General features: G+C 67.6%; 5 protein-coding genes and 1 pseudogene. 3 read left to right on the top strand and 3 right to left on the bottom strand.

Translation table 11 applies throughout. The annotated features are described in order from the left end of the window. Positions 1–281: 281 nt before the first annotated feature. On the top strand, positions 282–1,805 hold the full coding sequence (locus tag VFO68_RS12505; protein ID WP_325158407.1) for a cellulose binding domain-containing protein: 1,524 nt from the start codon (positions 282–284) through the stop codon (positions 1,803–1,805). Positions 1,806–1,892: 87 nt separating this feature from the next. On the opposite strand, the pseudogene VFO68_RS12500 reads toward VFO68_RS12505, so the two are convergent. The 3 genes and pseudogenes from VFO68_RS12500 to VFO68_RS12490 all read right to left on the bottom strand — a co-directional run. Then, positions 1,893–2,192: pseudogene (locus VFO68_RS12500) on the bottom strand (ATP-dependent DNA ligase); the annotation flags it as partial. Between the two features lie 228 nt (positions 2,193–2,420). After that, positions 2,421–3,089, bottom strand: coding sequence for a glycoside hydrolase family 3 C-terminal domain-containing protein (locus VFO68_RS12495; RefSeq protein ID WP_414635492.1), 669 nt, complete (start codon positions 3,087–3,089; stop codon positions 2,421–2,423). Next, the gene (locus VFO68_RS12490; protein WP_325158406.1) at positions 3,080–4,216 is read right to left on the bottom strand and encodes a tyrosine-type recombinase/integrase; all 1,137 of its coding nucleotides are present in this window, start codon (positions 4,214–4,216) and stop codon (positions 3,080–3,082) included. The genes VFO68_RS12495 and VFO68_RS12490 overlap by 10 nt, the downstream gene beginning before the upstream one ends. Before the next feature lie 556 nt (positions 4,217–4,772). On the opposite strand from VFO68_RS12490, the gene VFO68_RS12485 reads away from it, so the two are divergent. Together VFO68_RS12485 and VFO68_RS12480 are read left to right on the top strand one after the other, a co-directional pair. Next, a complete protein-coding gene (locus tag VFO68_RS12485) occupies positions 4,773–5,333 on the top strand; it encodes a hypothetical protein (RefSeq protein ID WP_325158405.1) in 561 nt (186 codons plus the stop codon). Further along, on the top strand, positions 5,305–5,466 hold a 162-nt coding region (locus tag VFO68_RS12480), incomplete at its 3' end, for an ion channel (RefSeq protein ID WP_325158408.1). The genes VFO68_RS12485 and VFO68_RS12480, both read left to right, overlap by 29 nt.

Raw genomic sequence — 5,466 nt, 5'->3', positions numbered from 1 at the left:
TTGCAGGACCCAGCGCGCACTCGATCGAGTGTAATTTATGGCGGTGACCACGGGTTTTCTGAGGACCGCGGCGGCGGGCCGAGCGTAATCGTTCACATCGGTCTAAACTCGTCGCCGGCCACCACGCGTCGCCCAGCTGCGGCGAAATTTACGGCATCGTCGCGCGTGGTTTCTCGACCGGTGTCGTGTGGCGGTTGACCCCGACTTTGACCTACAGGAGATGAGTCATGCGCATGAAAAGAACGCCGGCCCTTGTCGCCGCGATCACGACGGTCGCGGCCATGGGACTGGTCGCGGTCCCGACCAGTGCCGCGCAAGGCATGTTGACGGCGACCTTCACTGAGCGCGACGACTGGGGTAGTGGGTTCGAAGGCAAGTTCACGCTGCACAACGGAACCGCCGCGGACATCAACGGTTGGACCGTGGAGTTCGACATGCCGGCCGGCTTCAGGGTCACCTCGTCCTGGGACGCGGGGCAGGGTGGCACCCCGCAGCACCCCACCTTCAGCAACCCGGGCTGGGCGGCGGTCCTGCGGGCCGGCGGCACCGCGTCATTCGGCTTCATCGGCACCCCCGGCAACTTCCCGGGCCCGCTCAACTGCAAGGTCAACGGCGCGGACTGCGCCGGCGGTCCGGTCGGGCCGGCGGTGCCCGGTACACCGGGCACCCCCACGGTCACCAGTACCACGGACACCTCGATCTCGCTGAGCTGGACGGCCGCGAGCGGAGACGTCACCGGCTACAAGGTCTACTCCAGCGGCACCATGGTGGAGGACACGACCACCACATCGGCCACCATCACCGGCCTGACCGCGTGCACGTCCCACGCCTACACCGTGACCGCCTACAACGACGTCGGCGAATCACCGCACAGCGCTACGGTGAGCGCCACCACCAGCGGATGCACGCCGCCGACCCTGTCCGGAGCCGCCGCCGCACCGTACTTCGGCGCTCAATGGGACTACCCGCCATCGCCCGCCGAGGTGATGGCCGCGACCGGCATCAAGTGGTTCACCCTGAACTTTCTCAACAGTGACGGCACCTGCAATGCCCTCTGGGACGGCAACCGCCCGCTGTTCGGCGGCAAGGATGAATTGGCCATCAACGAGATCCGGGGCGCGGGCGGAGACTTCATGCCCTCGTTCGGAGGTGCAACCGGCCAGAAACTCGGCCTGATCTGCCAGACTCCGGAGGCGCTCGCCGCTGTATACCAGGAGGTGATCGACGCCTTCCAGCTCAAGGTGATCGATGTGGACATCGAGGGCGCCGAGTTCGAGAACGAAGCCGCGCAGGATCGTATCCTGAACGCGCTGCGGATCATCGAGCAGAACAACCCGGGAATCGAAATCATCGTCACGATGCCCACGACGGCCAGTGGCCCCAATTGGTGGGGCACCCGCATGATCACCCAGGCCAAGGCGTTGGGAGCGGATGTCAACGTGTGGTCGACCATGACCTTCAACTTCGGCGGCGGCCCCAGCACCGACATGTACAACGCCACGATCATCTCGACCGACGCACTCAAGAACTTCCTGAAAAGCACGTTCGGGTGGTCCGACGCGGAGGCCTACGCGCACACCGGCATCTCCGGCATGAACGGTCTGTCCGACAACAGAGAGCCGACCAGCGTGGACACCTGGACCCGGCTCCGGGACTGGGCCAAGGAACGCGGTCTGGCCCGCTTCACCTTCTGGTCCCTCAACCGCGACAACAACAACTACGATTGTGAAGGCCTCGTGCTTGGTTATTGCAGTGGCATTGACCAGACCGAGTGGGCCTTCACCAGAGTGACCGCCGGTTACTGAACAAAAGGGTAGTCGTGGGGTGGCCATTCCCGGGCCACCCCCCGCCCAACCCGGGTATCTCGCTCTAAAGCAACGTCGCGTTGCGCGTTAGTCCTCGTCGGGGAGTTCGGCGCGGTCCCGGTCGGCCCACTCCAGCAGGGGTTCCAGGGGGAACACCGCGTCGTCGATGCCCTCATGCAGGTCGCCGAGCTTGGCGAACCGGTCCGGCACGGTGGCGATGGTGAACTCGCGGGCGTTCTGGTTGTAGTCCACGAACAACAGCTTCGGGTCGCGGTCCTTGCGCCACCAGGTGGCGGTCACGTCATCCGGCGCGCGGCGCTCCACCTCGCGGGCGAAGGCCAGCGCGGCGCGGCGCACGTCGGTGAACCCCCACCTGATCCGCACATAGAACGAGGCTGTCGCGGTAGTGCAGCAGGTGTCGGTGGGCTGGATCGCGCCACGTGCGGCGGTCAGGTGCAGGGTGAGGGCGCCCGCCGCGGCGGCGTGTGGTGGTGTGTTGCAGGGTCCGCCGGCCCCACGCGGTGGCCATGCGAGCCCAGTGGGTGCGGGTGGCGCCGGGCCGGCGGCGATCACCCGCGGCACGTTCGGCTCGGCAGCGGGTGCGGTCGGCGGCGCTCAGCCGGCTATCTCCAACGCCACCGAGAGCGGGAGCCCGGCGACGGATGCGCCGGCGTGGAGGATGTAGGTGCCGGGTTCCACGACCCACTGGCCGGTCCAGTGTGCCAGTCGGCGGGGTGGCACCGGGATTGTCGCGGTGACGTAGACCTGCACGACCTGTTTGCCCGCGCGTGCACCGGTGTTGGTCAGGGCGACCTGCAGGGTGTCGTCGTGCCGCCGCGCCCGGTTCCATGACCAGGTGGTGTAGCCGAGGCCGTGTCCGAACGGGAAGGCCGGCTCGACAGAATCCCTTAGCCAGGCCCGGTATCCGATGTGCAGGCCCTCTCGGTACACGAGCCGGCCGTTGACCGGTTGGACTTCGGTCACCGGCACGTCGCAGAGCGCCGCGGGCCATGTCGTGGGCAGCCGACCGCCCGGTTCGGCCGCGCCGGTGAGCACGTCGGCGATCGCGTGGCCGAACTCCTGACCGCCGAAGTAGCCCTGCAGGATCGCGGCGACCTCGTTGGCCCAGGGCAGCACGACGGTCGAGCCCGCGTTGACGATGACGACGGTGGGCGTGCCGGTGGCGGCGACGGCGCGGACGAGGTCGTTTTGCCGGCCGGGCAGATCGAGGTTGGCGCGGTCGTGGCCCTCGGATTCCACTTGAGAGTTGGTGCCTACGCCGATGACCGCGAGTTGGGAGTCCTGGGCCGCTTCGACGGCGCGGGCGATGAGGACCTCGGGGTCGGTCCGTTCGGTTCGATGCCGACGGTCAGGCTCAGGGCGCCGTCGATCACGGTGCGTACCTCGCGCGAGAACTCGCCCCGGATCGCGATCGGACGGCCGGCATTGACGGCCACGGCGGTGGTGAGCGACGGGGGATTGAGGATGGACGCGCCGAGGGCGTTGCTCGGCTCGGCGGGGGCTTTGTCGAGGATCAGGTTTCCGTCGACGTAGAGCCGTCCGGGGTTCGCGCCGGCGAAGCCGAGTTGGATCTCACCGGAGGACTCCGGCGTGTACCGGGTCTCGAGCACGACGGTGCGGCAGGTGGCGGTGGTGCCGGCGTTGCTGTTGTCGGTGTGGCCGGCGTAGGCGCGGGCGACGGCGTAGCCGAAGTTGCGTTCGACCCAGGTCAGGGTGGTGTGGCGCAGCCAGTGGGTACTGATCTGTTGGGTGGCGACCCAGGGCAGGTGGCGGCCGATGCGGACCCAGAGGTGGTCGTAGCGGCGGGAGGTGATCGGCCGGCCGGTGGCGTAGCGCAGGAGTTGCCCGTTAGCCGGTGCGTGGCGGTGTTGGGCGTGTTGTTCCAGGTGGGCCATGAGGGTGGGCGAGACGGGTTGCCAGCGGACCGTTTCGCCCTTCTCGCGGAGGCGGATGAGGCATTGCTCGGTGTCGAGGTCGCAGGGGCGTAGGGCGAGGGCGCCGCCGCGGCGGCAAGCGGTTTCGGTGTGCAGGCGCAGGATCAGTGTGTCCAGGGCCGGGTCGCTGCCGGTGGTGGCGGCGATGTGGTTGATCTCGGCGAGTCGGTCGGCGGGGACGGCGCGGCGGTCGGAGGGCAGGCGGCGGGGCTTGGTGACCTTGCGGGCCGGGTTGTCGGCGGCGGAGATGTGGCCGTCGTTTTCGGCGTGGCGGTAGGGGCAGCGCAGGGCGGCAATGAGGTGTTCGGCGGCACTGCGTCCGCCGCGGGCGTTGCGGCGGGACACCACGTGTGCCTTGACGTGTGCGGCGAGCTGATGGATCTCGGAGGGTGTCGGTTCGTCGAGTGGGCGGGTGCCCCAGTGCTCGATGATTCGGTTCCAATAGGACTCGTACACGCGGCGGGTGCCGTCACCGACGGCGGCCTGAACGATCGGGAGGTAGTCGGCGAAGGTTTGATCAAATAGTTCTCACCCCCGCCCACAGGCTCAGGCGCGCATGTCACTGTGCCATGCGTTTGCTGGGCTTACGGGCTTCCGCATGGCCAAACAGGTCAGCTCCTGCCGGTGGCGATCGTCGACAATGACATACCGTCCCGACCACTCGTCGAGGATGCAGAGCTGGGTCAGCACGCGCGCCTCACCGCGCCGGTCGTCAGCACTGTGATGCAGGACAATGGCGAGACGTGCTGTGGATGGCGGTGGGGCACGGGAGTGTCCGAGGGGGACCTCAATGCCACCCTGTGGCATACCTGCGCAATGCAGGTATCCATGTGAAGCGGCTAGCAGACATGATATGCCCGTTGTGCTAGCCGCTTGATCGAAATCCCTGCCTTGCGGCAGCGGCTTGTGCCACTTTGGACGCGTGGTCAGGGACCCGGCGATCGCAAATCTTGACCGGCAAGACACCCCAGCTTCTGGGATAGGGGAGCGCGAGCTGATCAGGTGCGGTGCCTTGGCGCGGTCGACCAAGACCGGGGTGATCGTCGGACTGGTCTTGGTGGCGCTGCTGGCGTGGTTCATCGTGCCCCGCGAAATGGGGTGGACCGGGCCGTGGGTGCCCGCGGCACTCGAGGTTTACCTGCTCCACCCCATGCTCGCGGCCGTGGTGTGCGAGATCGGCACGCTGGTGGACCAACGACGGCTCGTGGGCGTCGGGCGACTGCTGACGATCGTGCTCGCCGGGTTCGTCCTCGCCGGGGGCGCCCTGATCGCGCAACTGGAGGCTATGCCTGGGGACGAAGGCGTGTTCCCCGGGCCTGCGCAGTTGCGGGTCGTCATCGAGGACTCTTGGTGCGGTTCGAGCAACTGCTCGCGCATTCTGGAAGCCAATGGCGACCGAGCACCCGAGGTGATGCGTGAGCACCTCGCGTCACAAGGCTTCACGGCTGCGCCGACAATCACCGGCAGGCGACGGGTCTGCCGACAAACTGGGATTCTGGTGACTCACGAGGTGTGCGCGGAACTGCAGGACATCTCGGCGACCGCTGTCCGGGTCGAATGGTACGTCAACTAGGACGCCGGATGGCGACCCTGGTGCGCGCACACTGTGGTGGACGCTCACCACCATCACCACCGTGGGCTACGGCGATCTGTATCCGACCACCGCCGAGGGTCGCCTGGTCGCCGGCGCGCTCATGATCGGCGGG

Source organism: Actinophytocola sp. (genome assembly GCF_035712165.1).
Taxonomy (GTDB): Bacteria; Actinomycetota; Actinomycetes; order Mycobacteriales; family Pseudonocardiaceae; genus DASYTH01.
This window is presented reverse-complemented; position numbering and strand designations above follow the sequence as displayed.

Bases quoted from the DNA above. Each gene is read 5' to 3' on its own strand.
- VFO68_RS12505 (WP_325158407.1), top strand. From the start codon at position 282: ATGGGACTGGTCGCGGTCCCGACCAGTGCCGCGCAAGGCATGTTGACG.